Raw genomic sequence first — 22,063 nt, 5'->3', positions numbered from 1 at the left:
GGTTATCTACCCGGGGACAAATCGATTAAACGGCTTAACGCACGAAAATCAGGTGCGGAATCATACGGCACTGTTCCCAGCAGCGGCTGCTTGATCCGAAAGCGGAGCGCAGCTATATTTTCTTCAACCGCCCGCATCTCGGGTTCAATACAATTGGCCACCCAGCCAAACAACCGCAATCCCGCACTGCGGATTGCCTGTACTGTCAACAAGGCATGGTTTATACATCCCAGACGCATACCGACCACCAGAATCACCGGCAAATCAAATAGCCGTGCCATATCCGAAGTATCCTGAGTGGTATTGACAGGCACCATAAATCCTCCTGCACCTTCGACGATCACATAATCTGCAACCTCTTTGAGCTCCTGAAACGCACTTCCGATGGTTGACATGCTTATCTCGATTCCCTGATACTGTGCCGCAATATGCGGCGCGATTGCCTGTTCCAGCGCATACGGGTTTAACAGTTCATCCGCTACCTGCACACTCCCCGCTGTTCGAAGTAATTCAACATCTACCCATTTACCACTCTCTTTGCCAGCGGCTATCGGTTTCATGCCGACAACTTTGTTGTGGTTCATAGACAATGCATGCAACACCATGCAGCTGATCAGTGTTTTGCCAACGCCCGTATCTGTTCCAGTAATAAAAAAACCAGGTGGCACCTATCCACCCATCATTATTTGTTTTCGTATTTCTGGCGTCAATACCGTTTCCTTGGGCGGCAGCTTCCAGGCATGGCCGTAAACCACCTCGTAAGTGGCTGGTAACTTCCCATTCCTACGCAAGCATTCATAACTGTCGATCACCTTCTGCCATTTTGTTTTTCCCATCAACCCCTGCCGTCTACCTTGCGCCACATTATGTGCTCCAATCGCTTTGAGGTCACGCATCACACTGACGACATCCCCATATGTCAGGGTGATATATTCCATGTCCATCACAGGTGTTGCAAATCGATTGTGTACCAACAAATCACCGATATCATGCATATCGATAAACTGATTGACATGCACAAAATCGTCTACCTGACTAAATGCCTGCCTGAGCTCCTGCAATGTATCTGGTCCAAATGTGCTGAACATCAACAAACCGTCCGGTTTTAGTACGCGATTCATTTCACGAAACGTCAGATCCAGATCATTACACCATTGTAACGCCAGATTCGACCAAATCATATCCATACCGTCTTCACGAAGCGGCAGTTGTTCAACATCCGCGCACACATAGTGCTCTTGTCTGCGATTAAATGGCCAATACTGCCGCCAACCTGTTTCAGCAGGCCGAGCCTGCAGCAGCATAGCCTGTGCAATATCCACAGCCATTAAACGGCTGTGTGTATAACGCTCACCGAGTTTCCGTGTACAGTACCCGGTCCCACACCCGGCATCAAGGACTGTATTTGGAACATAGTTAATATAGTCCAGACGTGCAAACATCCTATCTCCAACCTCGCGTTGTAACACGGCAGCGTGATCATAACTCTGTGCTGCGCGTTCAAACGAATGGCGTAGCAAACGTTTATTCAGAATAGTATGATTCATTAACACAGGAAATAAATTTATCGGGATCAGCCAGAAACGGAGCATGTCCGCACTGTTGAAACATAACCAGTTTCGAATGCCTCAGCTGCGCATCCATCCAACGTGCAGCTGATGCATGTGTAATCATGTCATTTTCACCATGCAGCAGCAATACTGGTTGTTTGATTTGAGATAACTTTTGACGCATATCATTCGTTTGCAAAATCAGCAGCCCCTTCAGTAGCGCATTGTAATCCGGTTGGTCACGCTCAAAAAAATATTGGCGCAATTGCGCCAGTGTACCGGACATCTCGCGTTCACCCCTGGTCTGGAGGGTTAAGAAACGATTGATCGTGGTACGATAATTTTGATGCAGATTTTCCATAAAAAACTGCAGAAATTTACTTTCCACACCCCAGGGCCAGTCATGTTGCTTCACAAAACAGGGCGTGGTTGACACGAGAACAAGACCATTGACTTGTGCGGTATCCCGCAGCGCCAGCTCCATCGCCACCTGACCGCCAAGCGACCAGCCACATACAATACAGTTTTCAGGCAGTTTCTCCTGAACAGAACGAACTATATGTCCGAAATCACCTGGCTCACTGTGGGAACTGAATCCGTGTCCAGGCAAATCGAGAATATGCAAACGGAACTGCCCGGACAATTGATCACGGATATTTTGCCAGATACCGCCGTGCATCGCCCAGCCATGAATCAAAACCAGGTCGGTTCCGCTACCATATGTTTCGATATGAATTGCCGTACTTGACATAATAAAAGTAAAATCGGGATAAACAGTTTATTGCGAAAGATGCCTTAGCACTGTTGCCAGACGTACAATATCCGTTTCCTGATGCGAAGCTGATAATGATACACGCAGCCTGGCCGTGTTTTGCGGCACCGTTGGCGGACGAATTGCCGGTACCAGAATACCCTGCGCCTTCAAACTGTTGCTAATGTGTAAAACCTCCCGTGTACTACCAACAAGTACTGGCTGAATTGGTGTTTTAGATGGCAATATCCGCCAACCGGACATGTCCAGTTCCTGTCGCAACCGATTGATCAAATGAAACAAATGTACGCGTCGCCAGCTCTCTTGCTCAATTAATCTCAAGCTTTGCAGCAACACATGCGACAACAGTGGTGGGCCCGCGGTTGTATATATGTAACTCCTGGCGGTTTGTATCAGCGTTTCGATAACAACCGGACAGGCAGCGACAAATGCACCGAAAACACCAGCGGCTTTTCCAAGTGTCGCCATATAAATAATATTCGGCGAATGTAGAACGCTTCGGTTGTGCACCGGTTTGCTGTTCTCGGTAAATAATGTTCCGCGGCCATCCCTACCAAGTACGCCAAACCCATGTGCATCATCCAATAACAGCATCGCATTGTAACGTTCACACATGACTACCAGATCCGGAATGGGTGCAATATCGCCATCCATGCTGAAAACTGCGTCTGAAACAACCAGTTTGCGTTTGGCCTTTGATTTTTTCAACTGCTGTTCAAGGACTGACAAATCAAGATGAGGATAGCGAACCAATTGCGCCCTGGACAATATCGCCGCGTCATTCAGCGACGCATGGTTTAGTTTATCAGCGAAAACCGCACCATGACGCCCGACAAGTGCGGTCACCACTCCGATATTGGCCATATAGCCTGTGGAAAACAGCAATGCACGAGGGAAGCCTGTAAACCGTGCTACTGCCTCTTCGAGCTCATGGTGCGCGCTGCTGTGTCCATATAGCAAATGCGATGCCCCGGCGCCTACGCCGTATCGCCGCGCGCCCTGACATGCTGACTGGACTAACTCTGGATGACTGGACAGTCCCAGATAATCGTTACTGCCAAAGGATAAATATTCACACCCATCAATGTTGATAGACCTTGACTGAGGGCTATCAAGAATTGATCGATAACGTTTTAACCCCTGTTGTTCACGAATCGATAGTTGCTCAGCCAGATCAGAATACATGCATGACCTGATTCATCATTTCAAATCAAACTGCCAAAGATTGTATACCTAACTTGTTGAGCAATGCCTGATCCTGTTCAACTTCTGGATTCCCCGTTGTCAGTAATTTATCACCATAAAATATCGAATTGGCGCCTGCCAGAAAACACAGAGACTGTACTGCCTCAGACATTTCCCGCCGCCCAGCCGATAACCGCACCATTGCTTTTGGCATGGTGATTCGTGCTGCCGCTATGGTTCTGACGAATTCCAATGGATCCAGTTTGGCCGTGCCATACAGAGGCGTGCCTTCAACCTGTACAAGGTGATTGATCGGCACAGATTCAGGATATGGATCCAGATTGGCCAGTTGAGCAATCAGACCTGCTCGTGTTTCACGGGTCTCTCCCATTCCTACTATACCCCCACAGCACACATTGATGCCTGCTTCACGTACTTGTTGTAATGTATCCAGGCGATGTTGATATTCACGCGTGGAGATGATGGCATCGTAGTAGTCGGGAGAGGTGTCCAGGTTGTGGTTATAGTAATCCAGACCGGCATCGCCCAGCTGCTTGGCCTGGCCGGGTTTCAACATACCCAAAGTAGCACATGTTTCCATTCCAAGTGCTTTTACCGCACTGATCATTTCCGTTACTTTTTCAATATCCCGTTGTTTAGGACCTCTCCAGGCTGCCCCCATGCAGAAACGCGTAGCACCCTGCTCCTTGGCTGCAGCGGCTGCGGTCACTACATTCTCTACAGAAAGCATCGCCTGATTTTCTACACCGGTATGATATCTCGCAGCTTGCGGACAATAGCCGCAATCTTCAGGACACCCGCCTGTTTTGACGGATATAAGCGTCGACAACTGTACCGTATTTGCATCATGATACTGGCGATGCGCCTCTTGCGCCTTAAAAATTAAATCATTAAAAGGCATATCTAGCAGCGTCTGTACCGATTCAGCACACCATTTGGGCGATTCACTATTTTCCAATCCCCTGTTTTCATGATCATTTTGGTTATCAGCCATGCCTGACTGGAGTGAATTACATTGCATATCTGTTTCCCTCGAATAGATTGGAACTGCTTTTTCCGATTTCAATTTATAATTGGCAGGATGATTACGGATTCGAACAGTATTGTCAATTTGAGCAGCTGTTTTTTAGAGGAACAATGTGAAATTGCTGATTTATAAAAACTGCATACTCTGTGGTGCGGTTTCCAGTCACAATTTCTGTGACGGGTGTTCTAAAAGTCTGCCCAGACTTGCCACCAATGTTTGCAAAATATGCGCAAAAACCCCTCTCACTGGCACAACCAGCATCTGCGGCAGCTGTCTGGCCAGTCCGCCTGCATTTTCATCAACCATCGCAGCCTTAATTTATACTTTCCCGGCAGACATGCTTGTGCACGCACTAAAATACCGACAGCAACTTGCTATTGCACCTGTTCTGGCAGAATTACTGTTAGAAACAATTCAGCACCAGCAAGCAACTGAACAACCGGATTTGGTTATTCCTATGCCTTTGCACCCCAAAAGACTCCAAGAAAGAGGATTTAACCAGGCGATAGAAATTGGTCGTCATCTGTCACACCGGTTGAGTATTCAATTCTGTCACGATAGCTGCAAGCGCATCAAGAATACACTCCCGCAAGTCGAACTGCCGTGGAAAATGCGTCGCAATAATGTAAAGAAAGCCTTTATCTGCAATCAAAATCTATCAGGTATGCACGTTGCAATCGTCGATGATGTCATGACAACAGGCGCAACATTAAATGAACTAGCAAATCAATTACGCAAGCAGGGTGCATGCAAAATTACGAATTGGATTGTAACCAGAGCACAGAAAGAGCACTTCTGGATGCAATCCGACTATTTTTTTTAAATACAATGGAAGTATACAGTTGAAACAAACTATACATGTTTAACATTATTCTTTTTCAACCGGAAATTCCGCAAAATACAGGTAACATAATTCGATTATGTGCTAATACAGGTACGCAACTGCATCTGATTAAACCACTTGGATTTATGTTACGCAATAAACAACTGCTACGGGCCGGCCTTGACTATCACGAGTTCGCTAAGATCAAAATTCACGACAACTGGAATGACTGTCTGGACCAAATTGATTCCAGTCGGCTGTTTGCTATTACTACCAAAGGTAAAATTCGATATGACACAATCAAATTTTGCCACGACGACTCTTTTTTATTTGGCTCAGAAACGAAAGGACTGCCTGTCGATGTATTGCACAACATCTCGAATCACATGCACCTGCGCGTACCCATGGTTTACGGCAGTCGTAGTTTGAATTTGTCGAATACTGCCGCCATCATCGCATACGAAGCATGGCGACAGTCCGGTTTTCAGTCCGGTGTTTAGATTGTTACTGTAAATTCAGTCTTTCATTCAAAATACGCGGGGTTACAAAAACCAACAGTTCCCGTTTATCGTCACGTTTGGACGTATTTCTAAAAAGATACCCAATGTAAGGAATGTCGCCCAGCAGTGGAACCTTGTTTACAATATTATTTTCTGTGCGCTCGAAAATACCACCGATAACCACTGTCCCGCCATTCTCTACCAGAACTTTGGTAGTCACTTGCTTTGTGTTAATTGCGGGTGGTAAAAATGCACTGACACTTTCACCGATCTTGTCCTGATTGACGGTAAGTTCCATGTCTATTTGATTATCAAACGTAATCAATGGTTTCACCTTGAGACTCAGTACCGCATTGACAAAGCGCACACTCGTTGCACCACTGCTTGTCGCCTGTTGGAAAGGCACACGGTCGCCTTGCTCGATAATCGCCTCCACACCATGTGCAGTTACGACCCGTGGGCTGGCAATGATACGCCCTTTAGTGTCCGTTTCCAGCGCTGACAGCTCCAGATTGATAAGTCGAGAGTTATTGATTTTCAACAAGCTCAAGCCCAAGGCAGCTGGTCCTCCCAACAACCCCGCCCCTGCTGCGGCCGGAAGATTTACGTTCAGGTTATCTCCTGCAGGAACTTCCTCACCGATCGCCAGATTACTTGAATCGGTCACATTGCCAGATACACCCAGACGATTGTTACCTACTTTGGAAACATTTTTCACGCCAAACCGGGCACCCAGGTCGCGGCTGAAGGTTTCCGTCGCTTCGACTATCCGGGCTTCTATCATAACCTGTCTTTCAAATACATCCAGACGCTTGATACGTTTTCTGACCTCGGCGATTCTTAATGGAATATCGGTCACAGTCATGGTATTGCTGATTTCATCAAGGTTTATCGTGCCACGATCGCTCAGCATACCCTCAAATGAAATTGAATCAACTCTGCGATGATTCAACTGGAACGTTTCTGTAACAAGCGGTTCCATTTCCGCGACCTGTTGTTTCGCCTCCAGCTCCAGCAATTCTCTGTCAGCCATCTCCTTGCTCGGCGCAACGTAAATCACATTTCCGGTCTGACGTTTTGCCAAGCCATTGGCTTGCAAAACGATATCCAGTGCCTGATCCCAAGGGACATCTCTTAACCGTAACGTCAGATTGCCGCCAACTGAATCACTGGCAATAATATTCAGGTTTGTAAAATCCGCAATCACCTGCAAAACAGCTCGAACCTCTACATCCTGAAAGTTTAGCGACAGTTTTTCGCCAATATAACCACCATTTGCACGTCTTCGTTCCGCGAGTTCATCTTCATTCTCGGCCAATGCACGCACTTCCAGTACAAATTGCGTGTCGGCCTGTCGCGCCGTATGTTCCCAGCGCCCGGATGATTCGATCACCAAACGTACATTGTCACCCAGCATAACCGTGTCAACGATATTTATAGGCGTGGCGAAATCTGTTACATCCAGTTTCCGCTCCAGATTACTGGGTAGATAGGTATCGATAAACTCAACAACGAGTTTTTCTCCCTGCTGGTGAACATCAATGCCCGCCCCGGCATGCGTTAAATCGACAATAATGCGACCCTCGCCACTTTCTCCACGCCGAAAATCTATATCAAGTACGCTATTTAGTTCCTTTTCCGGGCCATCGTTAGAAAACCGCGCAACCGGTCCTGCATTCTGGTGTTCATCGATGGATTTCAGACTGACTAATAAAATATTTTCCTGAATAAATGTTTCATGATGCATCAGGCCATGCAGATTAAAGACGATTCGCGTGCGATCCCCGACCTGTACAATATTGATGTTTTGCAAGTCACCTTCTTCAACTTCCTGAAAATTTCTTCCCAACCCATTCGAAACACCATGAAAGTCAAAATAAACCCGGTGTGGATTACTGAGAGAGACGCCAATCGGAGGGCTTGAAAGTGGTTGATCAAGCGCAAATTTGACAACCACCCTGCCATCTTCAATCGTGGAAATATCAAGTGAATTAAGCCGATTTATTGTTTTCTCATGCAAGGTATCAGCATGGACGGAATATGATACTAGCAAGAACAACGCGACAAACCATGATCTGAAAAATTTAACTTTGCTGCTGGATAGTTTCATTGCTAGACTCCTAATTTTTGAGCATAAGCGTGCTGATACGCTCTGACCATTCATTGACACCATCTTGCACTAATTCCCTTAATTCAATTTCTGATTCTGAAATCTGGTTAATTTTGCCAAAATCCTGACCCAAATAATTTCCAATACCAACGCGAAGCAGGCTTTTTTCCGGAGTTTTCACCACTGCGTATATAATTCCATTCTGTTCCAGCGAACCAACCATCTCCAGACTCTCCAACGGGAAACTCTCAAGATATTCCTTTCTGCGTGTCAAATCAGGCTGTATACCATTACCGGCACTTTGCGCCTGTTCTTTTTTTCTCGGTTCAAAAGGACTCGGAATATCAAAAGCATCATAAGCAAATAGTTCAAAGGTTTTGACTTCCGGTAATGGATCAACCTGGCCACGAAGTCCTTTGCCTGCGTTGCTGATAAACGTATCAAGATCGGCAAGATCTCCGGATTCGCAAGCCGTCAACAATGACGCAGCAACTAAAATCACCATGATTCTTAATTTCTTCACTGTTGTGCTCCCTGATTAAACATTTCATTTTCGTCGAGATATCGGAATGTTTTGGCAACAGCATCCAGCGTTAACGCGTTGTCAGCACTCGGAACAATAGTGATATTATTTAAGGTTACAATCCGTGAAAGTTGGGCTATATCACTGGCAAAAGACCCAATATCATGATAGCCACCGGTCACCCTGATGGTAACGGGCAATTCTGCATAAAACTCGCGAATAATCTCACTTTCAGCAGGTTTGAATAGCTCAAACTGAAGCCCTCGACCAAGCCCTGCCTGATTAATGTCAACCAGCAATGCCTCCATTTCTGATTTATTGGGAAGTTGCTTGAGAAGCGCGCTTAGAGAACGCTCTATATCGACTAACTGTTGTTTGAGTGCAGGCAAGTTAACTGCACTTCGTTTTTTGACAATATAAGTGTCCTTCAAAGTCTGTTCTTCTGCTCGAACGTTATCGAGATTGTTCAATTGATCATGCCAGACAAAATAATAACCAGCGGCAAGAATGATCACCATTAAGGCCAGCAAGGCCATCGTTCTTACCGAAGCCGGCCATCTTCCAGGATCGTTTGGATCTAAATGACGTAATTCTTCAAGCATATTCATCATGCACGAATCTCATAAAATATTAGAACCGGCGACAGCGAATTCACCATCACTATCTGCGACTGGTTTCAACTTGATATTCAAGTTGAATTCATTTTGTCGCATGTTATTGACTGTCACTGCTTTGATTTCAATCAATGCTGGTGATTCCAGCCATGGCGAAGACTCAAGATTGCGCATAAGTGTTGAAACCCATGCATTTGATTGCGCAAAACCGGACAGATTGATTGTACGGTCTTCTTGCTTGATACTTTTTAGATAGACACCATCAGGAAGCAACCTTACTAACTGATCTAGCAAGTGAACGACTTCGGAGCGATTACCCTGTAACGTTTCGACAACACCCTTTCTTGCAAGCAATTCCTGGGTTTGATTTTTGATTTCTCTGATTTCTTCGATCTGTTTATCAAGAATTGCGATATGGTTGTTAAGGTATTGGTTCCGTTCTCTTTGAAACTCGATTTTTTCGTTGATTATGTAGTGCACACCCCAGACTGTAAGCAGACCAGCCACAAAGATAATGCCGGCAGAAACTGCGAACTGCTGCTGCTGTGCCTTACGTTTTATTTCTCGATGGGGAAGAAGATTAATTTGTATCATAACGAGTCAAAACTTCGCATAGCTAAACCACAAGCAATTAAAAGAGAAGGCGCATCATTTTTGATTTGCCTGGGAATAATTCGACTGGAAAATTCCATATTCAAAAATGGGTTCACAACAAACGTGCCAACTTGCGTCCGTTCCGCGATAATCTTGTCGAGGTCGGGTATCGCAGCGCAACCGCCAGCTATCAAAATGTAATCAATTTCTGTATATTGCGTAGATGTATAAAAAAACTGAATAGCCCGCATCACTTCAATTGCGAGCGTTTCACAAAATGGCTGCAACACATCGGTTTTGTAGTTTTCCGGCAGTCCACCATTTCGCTTGGCTTTTTCTGATTCTTCAAGCGATAAATTGAACTGATTATGAATTTCCTGAGTTAGCTGGTCGCCACCAAATGGTTGATCCCGCAGATATACGGACTCACCCTTATGCAGAACATTAGTTTTCATGACAGTAGCGCCAATATCCACTAAAGCAATCACTGGATCATCGCTGCTGTCAGGAAATTGATTCTGAATCAACTCATATACTGTTTGAGCAGCATATGGTTCCACATCCATCACGACTGCTTTCAGACCGGCTGTTAACGAGGCTGCCACACGATCTTCGACCTTCTCTTTGCGTGATGCCGCAATCAGAACTTCAACTTCATCTGGATTGTTGGGTAAAGGCCTTATAATTTGAAAATCAAGATTAATTTCATCTAATGGGAATGGAATATATTGACTGGCTTCATTTTCAACCTGAAATTCAAGATCTTCCTCCCGTTGCCCGGCAGGCACAATAATTTTTTTGGTAATAACGTCAGAAGCCGGCAAAGCCAATGCAATTTTTTTACAGCGTGAACCCAGTCGTTTCCAACCGCGCTGTATACCTTCGCTGACAGTTTCCATATTTACGATTGCACCGTCCTGAACCGAGTCCGCCTGCAATGGCTCGATCACATATCGTTCAACACGATAACTGTCACTCGTTTTACCGACTTTCGATAATTCAACCATTTTTATCGATGATGAACTGATGTCTACACCGATTAATGAGGGTGACTTCATTTTCAGAAAGTCTAGATTAAAATCAAATTTTCCCTTGAACATTGCGTTATTTGAGGTAATACTCACATGTTAGTTAATTTTCAAATTTTCCAAGAGTTAAGTTGATGTCCTGAAAAATAGTCTGTTAATCCCGAACAACCTGCAATATGACTACATTCTGACAGACTCTAAAAAAAAGGATTTGTGGAAAAAAGGGAGATATACCCTCCAAAACTGTTTTAACCTGACTTTGTTCACGTGCTTTGATTCATTTTCATGATTACTCGCTGGCTTTATTACTCGTTCATTACTTTTTTTGCATTAGGCCTGATCAGTGTTTTGCTGCTTATTTTTGCAGCACTTGTAACTTTTTCATCGCTGCCATCGCTAAATACATTAACGGACTATCAACCCAAGATACCTTTACGGATTTATAGTGAAGAAGGTTTATTGATTGGTGAGTTTGGAACCGAACGCCGCGATCTCGTCAGAATCGATGCGGTGCCAGCCCATCTAAAACAGGCCATCCTCTCTGCAGAGGATGACCGCTTTTATGAGCACAGCGGGGTTGATTATCTGGGTGTGTTGCGGGCAGCCTATTCTAACTTCACTGCAGGTGGTGTGCGTCAGGGTGCCAGTACGATAACCATGCAGGTAGCGCGAAATTTTTTTCTGACCAGAGAAAAAACGCTGACACGAAAATTCAGTGAGGCGCTGCTCGCATTTAAAATCGAGCACAGCTTAAGCAAAGATAAAATTCTGGAACTGTATATCAATCAGATATATCTGGGACAGCGCAGTTACGGTTTTGCTGCAGCTGCGCAGACCTATTTTGGCAAAACGCTACAGGAGATTAATCTGGCTGAAGCGGCGATGCTGGCCGGTTTGCCAAAAGCGCCTTCCAGTTTCAATCCTGTAGTCAATCCTAAACGTGCAAAAGCCAGGCAGCGTTATGTCCTATCCCGTCTTCACAAACTCAATCATATTTCTGATCAAGAATTCAAACAACTTGAAAATCAGCCTGTTCCAATTGTCAAGCAGACCAGGGAATTTGCAATGCCAGCCGACTACGTTGCAGAAATGGTCAGGCAGATTATTTACGATCGGCTGAAGGAAGAAGCCTATAGCAGAGGCATCAAAGTCTATACAACCATTCGTCTTTCCGATCAGCAAGCAGCATACCAGGCACTGCGTTCAAACGTACTCGAATATGACAGACGCAGAGGTTACCGTGGTCCAGTCGGGCATGTTGACCTTTCAAAGCATGGTACTGATCAGGAAAAAGTGCTGGAAGCGGCATTTGACGATATCGATGAGAGTGACGACATTGTTCCTGCCGTCGTATTGAGCGTTAATAAAAATGAAATTCAGGTATACAAAAAGGGTGGAGAACGTATTGTCATAAAATCGGAAGGATTGAGTTTTGTTGGAAAGCACCTGAGTGCTCAAAAGTCTGTTGATAAAAAACATATCAGCCAGGGTGCAATCATCCATATCAAACAAGACCATGAGAAAAACTGGCATGTTGTGCAATTGCCCAAGGTCGAAGCTGCCCTTGTATCCATTGATCCAAACGATGGGGCAATCCGGGCACTTATTGGCGGATTCGATTTTCATCTGAACCAGTTCAATCATGTCACACAAGCCTGGCGACAACCCGGCTCAAGCTTTAAACCATTTATTTACTCTGCCTCGCTGGAAAAAGGATTCACACCAGCAACAATTATCAATGACGCCCCACTTTCCTTTAGCGCAGCACAGACAGGCAGCAAGTTATGGGAACCAAGAAATTTTGACGGCAAGTATAGCGGACCAATACGCATGCGCGAGGCATTGGCCAAATCCAAAAACCTGGCATCCATCCGTATTTTGCAAGCGATTGATCTTCAATATGCTCAGGATTACATCACTCGATTTGGTTTTGAAGCGGACAAACATCCCCCCTATTTACCCATGGCTCTGGGTTCAGGGTCAGTAACACCACTACAAATTGCTGCCGGGTATGCTGTATTTGCAAACGGAGGATTCCGGATTAAACCGTATTTCATCAGCCGCATAGAAGATAATCATGGCAACATCCTTGAGCAAACGAGAAACACAGCGCTAAAAGAGACAGAACGCGTGATTGACCCTCGTAACGCATTTATTATGACCAGCATGATGCAGGATGTAATCAATTATGGCACAGCTACCAGAGCAAAACAGCTTAAACGGACGGACCTGGCCGGAAAAACTGGCACGACCAGTAATTTTGTTGATGCGTGGTTTTGCGGCTTCCAGAAAAACCTCGCAGCAGTTGCATGGATTGGCTATGATGAACCTCAGTCTCTAGGAAAAAATGAGACAGGAGGACGGACTGCGCTGCCAATGTGGATACAGTACATGGAGACTGCTTTGAGAAATGAACCTGAAGCCAAGTACTCCCCGCCGAATGGAATCGTGGCTGAAAGAATCAATCCGGAAACTGGGCTGAGGGTTCTTTCAAATGGTACTACAGAGTATTTCTTTCGGGAACAATTACCGCCCATATCCACGGAACAGCTGTATGAACCCGAGCATGCGCCACAAAACCTGAAAGATCAGTTATTCTGATCTAATTAGGATCAGAATAACTGGTATCGCACCAGAATGGGTATCCCAATTAAAAAACCGTCGAGCTTCCTCAATTCAATTCGTTATTGAAGTTGCAACTCATAGCCAAAACCGGCACACACCAATTCCCTCTTGCACAGTTGATAGTGTACAGAATACACTCAATCAAGAGCTGCCAATGTGACATCTACAACATCTTCGAGCTGGTCGGTTTCCACCTTGGCATAAATCATAGTTCTGATTCCTGCTATGCTGCTCATTAAAAAGCAAGCCAGCGCTGATGAGGTTTTATCTGTAGTAATCACACCTTCTGCTTGTCCTTTTTGTATGGCGACTTGTAACAATTGATTCAATCGCTCAATCATGTTCGATATCAGCTTTGAAATACTGACATCACAGCCCACAAATTCATAAATAGTATTGACAACGAAACAACCTTTATATCGATCTTCATCATGACTGGCAGCAGCGACCAAATCGTTCAAATACGATTCGATAAAATCGCGGCCCGTAGTTGATTGCTGTAACTTTTCCTCAATTTGAGCCAACTGTGAATCACAATATCGACAAAGACAGCGCTCAAACAATTGCTGTTTACTACCGAACATGTGATAAAAACTGCTCTTTGAAATCTTTGCAGCACTCAGAATATCATCCAGGGATGTTGCATCGAAACCATTTGCCCAGAAAAGCAACATTGATGTCTCAAGCATTTCTTCCGGATCATATCCCAGCGGTCTTCCTTTCTTGGGCATGTTATTCTGCTGTTTATTTATTAACTTTTTACTTGTTTCCATACGACTATAATTAAAAAAACCATTATTCAGATAAGTCATCATTTGCCGGCTATTGATACATGCATGGAAATGATAAACCTTAATACAATCTCGAAAAGCTGACGAGTGGCTGCGTTATAATCAGCTGCTAATATATTCAATACAACTCAAACAAAACCAAATTATGAAATTCTCTTACCCTGGTTTCTGGCGGCGGTTAGTTAGCCTGTTTTACGAGTTTCTAATTTTGCTGGCAGTTATTTTTATTGCCAGTTTTATTTTTCACCTTATTTTTCGTGATGCAAATGCCTATTACTTTATTCCGTTATATCAATTCTATCTATTGATTATCATGGGCTATTACTTCATTTGGTTTTGGACGCATGGCGGACAAACATTGGCAATGCAAACTTGGAAAATACGCGTGGTAACTGCGAATGGCGACAACTTGGACAAACGAGCAGCGATTACCCGATACTTGCTCGCTGTGATCGGTGTATTGTTATTTGGTGTGGGAATGTTCTGGGCTCTTTTTGACCGGGACCACCAGTATCTCCATGACAGACTGGCAGGTACCCGCCTCGTCAATGCCTAAACTTAAAACCAAGCAACAATCACTCGTACACTACATGATTACTAACCATATCAAGAGAATAAATACCCAAACAAATCTATCCTCAACTCAAAAGCAACAAGGCTGTTATTATCCATTCTGTTTATGCATATACTAAGCGTTTTCTCTCCTGTCTTATTGTTACTGTTCTGCGTCTTTGTTGGTTGCGACCAAAAAAATCCACCGCAAATTTTTACAGATATTTAACGCAGAATGGTATCAACATACTGATGTAAGCCACTCATCAGTTTTTTGATTCTCCTTCATTTTTCACCTTTAAAAAAACAAACAACCAAATTACTTGTCTTATTTATACTGAGGCATTTAAGTTAGGATAGTATAGTATAGCAAGAAACAGGGTATAGTAAGGTTGATATGTTAGAATTGATTTATTGTTTATGTGGATACCTGAAATTCCAATTAACAATTAATAAAGTCAAAATTATGACGTAGAAGTAGTTTGTAATTGATGTCTTAACATTTTGATGTGAGGATGGCCATATGCGTTCGCTAATTTTTCCTAAAATTAATCGTTTCAAATTACCTGAAAATCAATATGCCAATCATATCTACTGGTTGTTTCTCTTTCTGTCCTCAATCAGCATTTTTTTGTTTGACCTACTAACACCGCTTGGTGTGGCGGCCGGCACTCCCTACGCACTGATCGTGTTCGCAAGCATATGGTTTAAAGATAACTGGAGCACCTATGTTACAACTGCCATAGGCTTCTTCCTAATCCTGACAGGGCTTTTTCTCTCGCCTTATATTGTTGCGCCGATGGATGTCGTTGTAACAAATCGATTGTTGGCATTACTGATCATTACCATTACCGCTTATATGGTGCTTAAAATCAAAAGAATGAATTATGAACTCGACATGCTCATGATAGACACCAATGTCGACGCACTGACTCAGTGCAAAAACAGCCGCGCTTTTGAAGAAGAAGCCAAAACAGAAATAAAACGAAGTAAGCGATACAAACGGAATTTATCGCTGGCCATTTTTGATATATCTGATGCAATCGCTACAAATACAACTGAAGATACGACAATTCACATTCACAATGAATATATCAAGACACTTGCCGACGAAATTAGAAAATCCATTCGGAGTTCTGATCAATTATATCGAATCGACCTAAATCGATTTGCGGTCGTATACGTTGAAACGGACATCGGTAAAGCCAAAGATGCAACGGAGGCGCTATGCAAAAATTTATCTCAGATGAGTCAGCAGGATACTCACCATGAACTGTCTGTTAATGTCGGTATTACCATGCTCAATGATAAAGATCATATTTGGAAATTTTACAATCGCGCCGAAGATGCGTTAGCCAAAGCAAAACAAAATGGTAAAAACCATGTAGCGACATTACCGGAAACATACCGGTCGGACAAATCTCACATCCCTGCTATTTTGTGTCGGCCCAGATCAGGTTGATCCTCTGAAAATCATGGCATTGGAGATAAACAACCCCTTAATGAGAAAAGCCTTGTCCAGGCAATCGACGTTTTTGTACAATTTTCTTATATAATTCCAGACTCATCAGATTGTATAAAGCTTTACTGCTTTGAAATATCCATGAGTTTGATCAATAAATCAATGGCCAGCAAATCAACCGGCCGCACCCTTCCGCCGCGCGTATCCCGATTGCTGCGCGAGTCCGGCTGGCTGGTGCTTGTAGGTGGTGCACTCTATCTCATTCTAATCTTTTATAGCTACGATCGCGGAGACCCGGGATGGACGCACAGCGGCGACAACGATCATATTAAAAATGCAGGCGGGCATATTGGTGCTTGGCTGTCAGATTTTTTACTCTACCTGTTTGGTGCATCGGCATGGTGGTGGGTCGCATTTTGTCTTGCTGCCGTTTCCTGGAGCTACCGTCGTATTGATGTTGCCGGCATATTTGACCGCCATTCAATTTTCCTGTCAATCAGTGGCTTTTTATTATTGCTAGTCGCAAGTAGCGGATTAGAGTCACTGCGTTTTCATTCTGCGGACATTAACCTGCCATATGGATCCGGCGGTATCTCTGGGGAAGCTATCAGTTATTATCTATCACAGTTACTCGGTTTTACCGGCGCAACCATGACACTTTTAATACTGATTGCGATAGGTTTTAGCCAGTTCACCGGGCTATCGTGGGTGCGCTTTGTCGAGAAAATTGGCGAAATCATTGAAAACAGCATTTTCTGGCTTCAGGAACAATGGTACAGCAGACGCAGTCAACAAACACAGTGGATTAACGCCGAATATGAGCCCGTTAAACTATCTGCAACGGAAAAAAAACCTGCACGCGACACGCGTTCAATTCACATTGAATTACCGGCAACTACTATAGAAAAGTCAGAACGCGCAATAAAAGAAAAACAGAAATCTTTGTTTCCCAGCTTATCGGAATCGACCTTGCCTCCGCTGCATTTACTGGATGAACCCGACAAGAACATCGAGGTGTTGTCCAAAGATGTTCTTGAATCAACATCGCGGTTGATCGAGAATAAATTGAAAGAATTTGGTGTTATTGTCAAAGTTGTCTCAGCCTACCCCGGTCCCGTCATCACTCGGTATGAAATCGAGCCAGCAGTAGGTGTTAAAGGTAATCAGATTATCAACCTGATCAAAGATCTGGCACGTGCACTGTCGGTTGTTCGCATACGTGTTGTTGAGACTATTCCGGGAAAAACCACGATGGGACTGGAAATTCCCAATCCCAAGCGACAGGTTGTACGTCTAATTGAAATTCTCAGTTCGCAGCCGTATGCAGATACGGCCTCACCATTGACGATCGCACTTGGAAAAGATATCAGCGGGCGGCCAGTTGTCTCCGATCTGGCAAAAATGCCGCATGCACTGGTGGCGGGAACGACGGGATCGGGTAAATCAGTAGCTATTAACGCCATTATTTTAAGCCTGGTTTATAAAAGCACACCCGAACAAATCCGCCTGATACTGGTCGATCCGAAAATGCTGGAATTGTCGGTATATGAAGGTATACCCCACTTGCTAACACCGGTTGTGACGGATATGGGCGAAGCGGCAAATGCCCTGCGGTGGTCCGTATCTGAAATGGAGCGTCGCTATAAATTGATGTCGTCTCTGGGTGTGCGCAATCTGAACGGCTACAACCATAAAATACGTGAAGCCGCCAAAAAAGAAGAGCCTATCATGAATCCGATGGCTCCAGAGGATGCGCCGGAACAGCTTGGAGAATTGCCATTGATAGTCGTAGTAATTGATGAATTAGCCGATTTAATGATGGTTGCAGGAAAAAAAGTCGAGCACCTGATCGCCAGATTGGCGCAAAAAGCACGAGCAGCTGGTATTCATTTGCTGTTGGCCACTCAGCGCCCTTCCGTTGACGTCATAACCGGTCTGATTAAAGCAAATATTCCAACCCGAATAGCTTTTCAAGTGTCAAGCAAAATAGATTCCAGAACCATTCTTGACCAAATGGGTGCAGAAACACTGCTTGGCCAGGGTGATATGCTGTATTTGCCACCAGGTAGCGGTTATCCCCAGCGCGTCCATGGTGCTTATGTTGCAGATCATGAAGTCCACAAGGTTGTCGATTACCTTAAAGAGCATGGCGAACCCTGTTATGTCGAAGAAATCCTGCATACAACAGAGGAAGATAATACGGGAAATGCTGCAGACGACTCAAAAAAGCAGGCTGGTGGAGAGCAGGACCCGCTCTACGATGAAGCCGTTCAGATTGTAGTCAAGACTCGCCGAGCTTCTATTTCCCTGGTACAAAGAAACTTGCGAATTGGCTATAATCGTGCAGCTCGCCTGGTCGAGGAAATGGAGCGCGCCGGCCTGGTATCCGCCATGCAAAGTAACGGCAACCGCGAGGTTCTCGTACCTGCGCGCAATGAGTAGCACCGGTTAAATCATTTATTGCACTTCGATTGCAATCATCACTGCGTGAATCGCCACGGATAATAAACAATTTATGTTTCAAACAGCCAATCGCAAATACTCGCCATGGATTCTTTCTCTAGCTCTGCTAATCTGGTCACCCGGCGAAGTTATCGCCGCTGCAGTTGATCAATTAAGAACCTTTATTCGAGAAACGCAAACTGTACGCGCCCATTTCTCCCAGACATTGCTTGATAAAAACGCCCGCAACGTTCAGAAATCCAGCGGAACGCTTGAATTTGAACGGCCGGACAAATTTCGCTGGATCTATCAGACACCTTACGAACAATCTATCGTTGGTGACGGCAGAAAGGTTTGGTTTTACGATCATGATTTAAACCAGGTTACGGTCCGCGAATTCAATATTGCCATTGGCAGCAGTCCGGCTGCGCTCCTGGCTGGCAACAGCACAATTGAAGATAATTTTGAATTAATCGATCTCGGTATTCAGGATGAAATTGAGTGGATGGAAGCAATTCCAAAAAACAGGGACAGCGCTTTCGAATTTATTCAATTGGGCTTTTCTCACGATGGCGTTTTGCAATACATGGCATTAAGAGACAATTTCGGACAAACCACTTATCTAACATTTTCAGAACTGATTAAAAACCCCGTGCTGCCCGACAACCATTTTGAATTTGCGCCACCGGACGGTGCCGATGTCATCAGTGAGTGATTTCCTGGATTTACATTCACCCGCTGCTCCGCTCGCGGAGCAGCTTCGCCCCCAAACTATTGACGATATAATCGGACAACAGCATTTGCTTGGTGAAGGCAAACCATTACGCCTCGCAATTGATTCCGGCAAACCGCATTCCATGATTTTATGGGGCCCGCCAGGTACCGGAAAAACAACATTGGCACGATTAATGTCTCGTGTATTTAATGCGGAATTTATTGCGCTATCAGCTGTATTATCAGGCATCAAGGATATTCGCAACGCCATTGAAAAAGCACAGGCAGTTTTGCAGCAAAATGGTCGGCATACAATTCTTTTTGTCGATGAGGTACATCGTTTCAATAAATCCCAGCAGGATGCCTTTCTGCCGCATGTCGAACAGGGGCTGTTTACATTTATCGGCGCAACTACGGAAAACCCGTCATTCGAAGTGAACAATGCGCTGCTATCACGCGCACAGGTTTATACATTATCAGCGCTGACCGATGACGATATGACGGTAATTTTTAACCGGGCGTTAAATTCAATGTCATTCCGGCAGACGTTTACTAGTGAAGCGCGTCAGTTAATTATCGCTTATGCAGACGGCGACGCAAGACGTATGCTTAATATGCTGGAACAGATGATTATTGCTTCCGAAAACAGCAAAACCGATGAAATAGACACATCAGCGGTGCAAAATGCATTATCCCGCAGCAGGCGCCGATTTGATAAAAGTGGCGACGCATTTTACGATCAGATCTCTGCATTGCATAAATCGGTACGCGGGTCATCACCGGACGCAGCGATTTACTGGTTTTGCCGCATGCTGGATGGTGGTGCCGATCCTTTGTATATCGGACGGCGTCTGATACGCATGGCCACCGAAGACATTGGCATGGCAGACCCTCGCAGCTTACAAGTGACTATAAATGCCTGCGAAACCTATGAACGACTTGGCAGCCCTGAAGGCGAGCTGGCGCTGGCGCAGGCCGTACTGTATTTATCCTGCGCACCCAAAAGCAATGCAGCATATCTGGCCTATAAAAAAGCGCGGGCCTACGTTGCTAAAGACGAATCCAGACCAGTGCCAATGCATTTACGCAATGCCCCCACGCGGTTGATGAAGGAAATGGGGTATGGAGATGAGTACCGGTACGCGCATGACTATCCCGAAGCTTACGTAGCCGGTGAAAGTTACTTTCCTGAAGAAATGCCAGATATACAATTTTATCAACCAACAGGCAACGGTCTGGAAAACAAGATACAGGAAAAACTGAATTATTTGCATAATCTGGATCAAAAGGCCAAAGAACGCAAGTCTTTTGGAAAAAAACGTTAAACGGTTTCCGGTATAGCCACAGACTACGCATAAATTCAGACAAAAATACAATCGCTCAATTATCTGTCACCCGGAGTTTCCATGCTAGATATCCAATTATTACGCACTAACCTCAATTACGTTATCGAAAAACTAAGCAGTAGAAATTTCTCTTTCCCGGTTGATCGATTTAATCAACTAGAGGCTGAACGAAAAAAAATTCAGACTCATACTCAGGAATTACAGGCCAAACGCAATACCATATCAAAACAGGTCGGTCTGGCCAAAAGTAAAGGCGAAGACACCACTGCAATTCTTGCCCAGGTTTCAAATCTAGGGGATGCATTGAAACAATCCGTTACCCGATTGGAACAGATACAAACCGAATTGCAAAAGATTTTGTTCGATGTACCAAACCTGCCGCATGACAGCGTTCCGAAAGGTGATGGAGAGACCGACAATCAAGAAATTCGCCGCTGGGGTGCTATTCCATCGTTTGACTTTGAAATAAAGGACCATGTCAGCATCGGAGAAGGGCTGAAATTGCTTGATTTTGAAGCGGCCACGAAGCTGAGCGGCGCACGTTTTAGCATAATGAAAGGAAACCTTGCTCGATTACATCGCGCCTTGACGCAATTTATGCTGGATACGCATATACAGGAACACGGTTATGTCGAAACCTATACTCCTTATCTAGTCAATCATGAGAGTCTGCATGGCACTGGCCAGCTGCCAAAATTCGAGGAAGATTTATTCGCAGTCAAGGCCGGTGGAAACGCCGTTGAGAATGAGCATTCATCCGGACTGTATCTGATACCCACTGCCGAAGTTTCATTGACCAACATTGTGCGCGATGAGATTGTACCGTTGCAGTCCTTACCACTGAAATTCGTCGCACATACGCCTTGCTTTCGCTCAGAAGCCGGCAGTTATGGCAGAGACACTCGCGGTTTGATTCGCCAACACCAGTTTGATAAAGTTGAGCTGGTGCATATTGTTCATCCCGAATCATCCTACGCTGCGATAGAGGAACTTGTTGGACATGCTGAAACCATACTGCAGAAACTGGAGCTGCCATATCGAGTTGTTGCACTGTGTACGGGCGACATGGGTTTCTCTGCAGCAAAAACTTATGATATTGAAGTGTGGCTGCCCGCACAAAATACCTACCGGGAAATCTCTTCCTGCAGCAATTGTGAATCGTTCCAGGCCAGACGCATGCAAGCGCGCTTTCGCAACGAAAATGGAAAAACATCGCTTTTACATACCCTAAACGGTTCTGGTCTGGCTGTCGGCAGAACGCTGGTCGCTATTTTAGAGAACTATCAGAACGCTGACGGCAGCGTTACTATTCCTGAAATACTGCGTCCCTATATGAATGGTCTTGACCAATTGTGTACTGCAGGAGGACAATGAAAATAATTGA

General features: G+C 44.8%; 20 protein-coding genes and 1 pseudogene. 10 read left to right on the top strand and 11 right to left on the bottom strand.

Annotated elements, in window-relative coordinates; translation table 11 throughout:
- Positions 1–2: 2 nt before the first annotated feature.
- Genes bioD through bioB form a run of 5 tightly spaced genes read right to left on the bottom strand, consistent with a single transcriptional unit; the run spans position 3 to position 4,549 of the window.
- The gene (bioD, locus tag BMX44_RS08040; RefSeq protein ID WP_090630954.1) at positions 3–668 is read right to left on the bottom strand and encodes a dethiobiotin synthase; all 666 of its coding nucleotides are present in this window, start codon (positions 666–668) and stop codon (positions 3–5) included.
- Positions 669–1,547 (bottom strand): malonyl-ACP O-methyltransferase BioC, encoded by an 879-nt coding sequence (bioC, locus tag BMX44_RS08035; protein ID WP_090630950.1) that lies wholly within the window; start codon positions 1,545–1,547, stop codon positions 669–671. It abuts the gene before it with no gap.
- On the bottom strand, positions 1,525–2,301 hold the full coding sequence (bioH, locus tag BMX44_RS08030; RefSeq protein WP_090630948.1) for a pimeloyl-ACP methyl ester esterase BioH: 777 nt from the start codon (positions 2,299–2,301) through the stop codon (positions 1,525–1,527). Before bioH ends, bioC begins: the two co-directional genes overlap by 23 nt.
- Positions 2,302–2,328: 27 nt before the next feature.
- On the bottom strand, positions 2,329–3,507 hold the full coding sequence (gene bioF / locus BMX44_RS08025) for an 8-amino-7-oxononanoate synthase (protein WP_090630946.1): 1,179 nt from the start codon (positions 3,505–3,507) through the stop codon (positions 2,329–2,331).
- A 25-nt stretch (positions 3,508–3,532) separates the two neighbouring features.
- The gene (bioB, locus tag BMX44_RS08020) at positions 3,533–4,549 is read right to left on the bottom strand and encodes a biotin synthase BioB (protein ID WP_090630943.1); all 1,017 of its coding nucleotides are present in this window, start codon (positions 4,547–4,549) and stop codon (positions 3,533–3,535) included.
- Between the two features lie 118 nt (positions 4,550–4,667).
- On the opposite strand from bioB, the pseudogene BMX44_RS17220 reads away from it, so the two are divergent.
- From BMX44_RS17220 to BMX44_RS08010, 3 genes and pseudogenes are all read left to right on the top strand, one after another.
- Positions 4,668–4,772 (top strand): annotated as a pseudogene (locus BMX44_RS17220) (hypothetical protein); the annotation flags it as partial.
- A 126-nt stretch (positions 4,773–4,898) separates the two neighbouring features.
- Complete coding sequence (locus BMX44_RS08015) at positions 4,899–5,378, top strand: ComF family protein (protein WP_245738876.1); 480 nt, start codon at positions 4,899–4,901, stop codon at positions 5,376–5,378.
- Between the two features lie 35 nt (positions 5,379–5,413).
- A complete protein-coding gene (locus BMX44_RS08010; protein WP_090630940.1) occupies positions 5,414–5,878 on the top strand; it encodes a tRNA (cytidine(34)-2'-O)-methyltransferase in 465 nt (154 codons plus the stop codon).
- Between the two features lie 4 nt (positions 5,879–5,882).
- Here BMX44_RS08010 and BMX44_RS08005 read toward each other — a convergent pair whose 3' ends face one another.
- The 5 genes from BMX44_RS08005 to BMX44_RS07985 are packed head-to-tail and all read right to left on the bottom strand — an operon-like array spanning position 5,883 to position 10,819.
- Positions 5,883–7,988, bottom strand: coding sequence for a type IV pilus secretin PilQ (locus tag BMX44_RS08005; protein ID WP_090630937.1), 2,106 nt, complete (start codon positions 7,986–7,988; stop codon positions 5,883–5,885).
- Between the two features lie 10 nt (positions 7,989–7,998).
- Positions 7,999–8,511, bottom strand: coding sequence for a pilus assembly protein PilP (locus BMX44_RS08000; RefSeq protein WP_245738870.1), 513 nt, complete (start codon positions 8,509–8,511; stop codon positions 7,999–8,001).
- The gene (locus BMX44_RS07995; RefSeq protein ID WP_090631107.1) at positions 8,508–9,119 is read right to left on the bottom strand and encodes a type IV pilus inner membrane component PilO; all 612 of its coding nucleotides are present in this window, start codon (positions 9,117–9,119) and stop codon (positions 8,508–8,510) included. The genes BMX44_RS08000 and BMX44_RS07995 overlap by 4 nt, the downstream gene beginning before the upstream one ends.
- 12 nt (positions 9,120–9,131) lie before the next feature.
- Positions 9,132–9,719, bottom strand: coding sequence for a PilN domain-containing protein (locus BMX44_RS07990; protein ID WP_090630931.1), 588 nt, complete (start codon positions 9,717–9,719; stop codon positions 9,132–9,134).
- Entirely contained in the window at positions 9,716–10,819 is a 1,104-nt protein-coding gene (locus BMX44_RS07985; RefSeq protein WP_090630928.1) for a pilus assembly protein PilM, read from the bottom strand. The genes BMX44_RS07990 and BMX44_RS07985 overlap by 4 nt, the downstream gene beginning before the upstream one ends.
- A 213-nt stretch (positions 10,820–11,032) precedes the next feature.
- Here BMX44_RS07985 and BMX44_RS07980 point away from each other — a divergent pair, with 213 nt between their 5' ends.
- Entirely contained in the window at positions 11,033–13,348 is a 2,316-nt protein-coding gene (locus tag BMX44_RS07980) for a penicillin-binding protein 1A (protein ID WP_090630925.1), read from the top strand.
- A 161-nt stretch (positions 13,349–13,509) separates the two neighbouring features.
- On the opposite strand, the gene BMX44_RS07975 is transcribed toward BMX44_RS07980, so the two are convergent.
- On the bottom strand, positions 13,510–14,145 hold the full coding sequence (locus tag BMX44_RS07975; RefSeq protein WP_177167710.1) for a TetR/AcrR family transcriptional regulator: 636 nt from the start codon (positions 14,143–14,145) through the stop codon (positions 13,510–13,512).
- Positions 14,146–14,308: 163 nt separating this feature from the next.
- On the opposite strand from BMX44_RS07975, the gene BMX44_RS07970 reads away from it, so the two are divergent.
- The 6 genes from BMX44_RS07970 (at position 14,309) to serS (ending at position 22,053) form a co-directional block, all read left to right on the top strand.
- The gene (locus BMX44_RS07970; protein ID WP_090630919.1) at positions 14,309–14,719 is read left to right on the top strand and encodes an RDD family protein; all 411 of its coding nucleotides are present in this window, start codon (positions 14,309–14,311) and stop codon (positions 14,717–14,719) included.
- Between the two features lie 519 nt (positions 14,720–15,238).
- Positions 15,239–16,177: a GGDEF domain-containing protein gene (locus BMX44_RS07965; protein WP_090630916.1), complete on the top strand. Its 939-nt coding sequence runs from the start codon at positions 15,239–15,241 to the stop codon at positions 16,175–16,177.
- Positions 16,178–16,318: 141 nt separating this feature from the next.
- Entirely contained in the window at positions 16,319–18,619 is a 2,301-nt protein-coding gene (locus BMX44_RS07960; RefSeq protein WP_090630913.1) for a DNA translocase FtsK, read from the top strand.
- A gap of 73 nt (positions 18,620–18,692) precedes the next feature.
- Positions 18,693–19,334 carry an outer membrane lipoprotein periplasmic chaperone LolA gene (gene lolA / locus BMX44_RS07955; protein WP_090630910.1) on the top strand — a complete coding sequence of 214 codons (642 nt, stop codon included), beginning with the start codon at positions 18,693–18,695 and terminating at the stop codon, positions 19,332–19,334.
- A complete protein-coding gene (locus tag BMX44_RS07950) occupies positions 19,318–20,658 on the top strand; it encodes a replication-associated recombination protein A (RefSeq protein ID WP_090630907.1) in 1,341 nt (446 codons plus the stop codon). The genes lolA and BMX44_RS07950 overlap by 17 nt, the downstream gene beginning before the upstream one ends.
- Positions 20,659–20,739: 81 nt before the next feature.
- A complete protein-coding gene (gene serS / locus BMX44_RS07945; RefSeq protein WP_090630904.1) occupies positions 20,740–22,053 on the top strand; it encodes a serine--tRNA ligase in 1,314 nt (437 codons plus the stop codon).
- Positions 22,054–22,063 lie beyond the last annotated feature (10 nt).

The sequence above is a fragment of the Nitrosomonas marina genome (assembly GCF_900110145.1).
GTDB lineage: Bacteria > Pseudomonadota > Gammaproteobacteria > Burkholderiales > Nitrosomonadaceae > Nitrosomonas > Nitrosomonas marina.
This window is presented reverse-complemented; position numbering and strand designations above follow the sequence as displayed.